Raw genomic sequence first — 3,048 nt, 5'->3', positions numbered from 1 at the left:
AATATATTTTGTATTTCCGGTAATGTAACCACCGGCAACTCGATATCCTATCATAATAGGCTGGATATGAATATTGTTTATAAGCCAGCAAAGTCTACAATATTCTCCCATACTTTATGAGTTAAACGAGGCACATTTGATACACATATTAGCGCCTATCATGTTCATCAAGGATACTGGGATGTCCTATTATCCCCATCAAGGTACGCATTCCAAGGCTACCAATAAATATCCAGGGAATATAAAATGAGATCTGATAGCGTCCTTGTACTTCAACCCCAAAGAAGAGTATGAAGAATCCAAGCATAATCGTTTCAGTAAGCAAAATTCCATTACGGTCCTTTGCTGTTTTCGAATTTTCTTTTTTGGAAAAAAGTTGGCTTAATAAACCAATCACAACAAGGAGCAAAAGTGCAACGACCGGAGCTGTCATCAAATTAGTGGCAGTGTCTACAATCTGCCTTGGTATCAGTTGCTTTTGTTTATCATTTGACCGAGTATTTTCCGAGAATTCCGTAAATGCATATGCCGGTTTCATTAATGACTCATATTTGGAATAAACGAATTTATCCCAATCACGGTGAACATGATGATAATTTAAATTATCTTTGATCTGCTTTTTGAATACAGAATTAAAGTAAATGAATTTCTGCCCTTCAGATTTCCCATTAATATGATTAAATAACTCAATTCTATTAATTAATGCATCAGAATAGACACCATGGGTTTTAGGATTCGTCCCCACTGCCAATGTATATGCTTCACCAACATTATTACTTGCTATGGGAACACCAAAGTAAAAACGATCAATTTGTGGCTGGATTTGTCGTAGTGTAAAGCATGCGCCGATAATTAAAACGATTGCAATTTTCGGCAGCCAAAGCTCTACGAAGCGTGGCTTGTACGAAATTGTGCCCGTTACTCCAATTGCAAGGTGCTCACGTCTGCCTTCATGAAATCGAAACCAAATAAAACAGAAAAATGCAATAAACAGGACGACCGATAATGGTTGAATATTTTCAGCAAAAAAGAGTACCACAATTATTAAGAAAATGTCTCCCCACAACCGCCAGTCCTTGAAATTACCATATTTAAATAACCTTAGTATTAAAGATATACCGGCCAGCTGACAAAAAAGCCAAACCGGTTCAATGCCAATTAAGGTAGTATACAGGTACCAACTGGGCTGAAGGAAAAAAACCAATGCGGCAAACATTCCCGCGCGTCGACCAAAGAAGCGGGCCGCCAAGCCTAAAACAAGAAACGTTGTTAGTGCACTAATCATAACATTAAAATACTGAACAACAGTGTTGGAATTAACAGAAATTCTGAACAAAATATTATAAAAGTCAGCGATGTGAAGAACATGTGGAAAAATATTGTCCAAGTCCAAAACGCCAACATGGTACATCCATGACCACAGGTCCCCATTTGCCCGCGATCCGGCAAGAACCGAATAGCTATACATATCAGATTGTGGGTTAAGCTTAAACATTGCAATCAAAATCAGTTTAGGAATTGACATGATCCCAACAAACGCAACAAACCAACCGGTAAATCTTTTAGCAAACCATTCTCCTAAGTACCAAAGCATCACCATTAAAATGCAACTCACAGTAATCAGATAAAAGAATAATAGATAATTCGGATGAAATGTTATGTATCTATATTTGGAGTATCCAGTTAGTGTCGTTGCTATCATGAATAGCGAAGCAATCACAGCCAAAAAAGTTACAACATAAAAAACTAGTTTATTTATTAATATCTTCTTAGCTTTCATCACTTAGCCATCCTATCATTAGGCGCATCATTTTTAAGAGACTGATCCTTCTGATCATAATCCGCTTCAAAACTGTTGGAATTTTCCTGCACTGTCGTGTGGTCATGGGCCGTTTTCGCCCATTCATTACGTCTTAAAACCAATCGCGTCAAAGCTATGAAAGATACAGGCGCCAACATCCATGAATAGGCAAAGTTGCCAACAATCATGGTAGTAATTTCTCTAAAAGTATAGGTACGTCCAGCCTGAATGCCATAATGATTTGCAGCCAAAATCATCATTGTTGTTACTGCTATACCTAAGATTAATATAATGACCAATACAATAAACGTTTTTTGCGGCCATGCCACAAAATGAACGATCAAAACAATAGACGCAATGAGCGAACTAATGATAAAGATAATTGAAATAAATGGTATTAGCATAAATGTGATTAAATCAGTCTTTAATTTAGATGGCACAATTTTTGATAGAAATAATTGCTTACCATATCGTATCAGACATTGCATGCCACCATGACACCAACGTACACGTTGCTTAATCAGTGCTCTATAAGTAAGAACACCCTCTTGGGGTAACAAGGTATAAGGTAAAAAGCCTCCAGTAAATCCATGCAGTAATCCATTGAGACTAAACTCAAGATCATCAAGCAACGAATTATTCCATCTGATTTTCGAAGCCATTTCCAAAGTCATAAATTGCCCATCACCTGATGCAATTGCACTTCCCCAATCCATTCGAATAACTTGCTGTAATAAGTTGGGAACGCCAAATTCAAACTCTTGCATCAACGTCAAGAAATTGTGAACATTGTTAATCGTAATTTCGGTCTGCAATAAATCATACTTGGAATGAATGAACCCCCGATATACATTAAACAGTATTTTAAAACTGGGACTAGCATCACTATCAATAACACCAACAACAGTATGAGTAAGATCTTTTGTCTGCTTTGCAATCCAGTCTAAGCCATCATTTAAAGCCGCACCTTTTCCTTCTCGCGCATGTGGTAATTCGCGGGTTATAACATGAACATGAGGATTGTTGGCAAATTCATCAAGAGCAATATCTGTTCCATCATCAGAGCCATCATTGATAATGACTAAAGTTGACTCAATTGGAAGTGGCTCCATCGATCTCAAGAGCTGGTTAACCGTACCAACAATTTCATTTGCTTCATTCAATGCCGGTACCATAATATACATATGCTTAATTTCTCTTTGAACCGTCCTGGAAAAGTGTTGATCTGTCTTCTTTTGGGTAAAGGG

At 37.4% G+C, this 3,048-nt stretch carries 2 protein-coding genes; both read right to left on the bottom strand.

The features are described 5' to 3' along the window. Window positions 1-148: 148 nt before the first annotated feature. Window positions 149-1,780 carry a glycosyltransferase family protein gene (locus LKE01_RS11600; protein WP_056982456.1) on the bottom strand — a complete coding sequence of 544 codons (1,632 nt, stop codon included), beginning with the start codon at window positions 1,778-1,780 and terminating at the stop codon, window positions 149-151. Beyond that, the coding region (locus LKE01_RS11595) for a glycosyltransferase family 2 protein (RefSeq protein ID WP_225426960.1) at window positions 1,780-3,048 on the bottom strand (1,269 nt) is incomplete at its 5' end. The genes LKE01_RS11595 and LKE01_RS11600, both read right to left, overlap by 1 nt.

Source organism: Lentilactobacillus kefiri (assembly GCF_007989105.1).
Taxonomy (GTDB): Bacteria; Bacillota; Bacilli; order Lactobacillales; family Lactobacillaceae; genus Lentilactobacillus; species Lentilactobacillus kefiri.
This window is presented reverse-complemented; position numbering and strand designations above follow the sequence as displayed.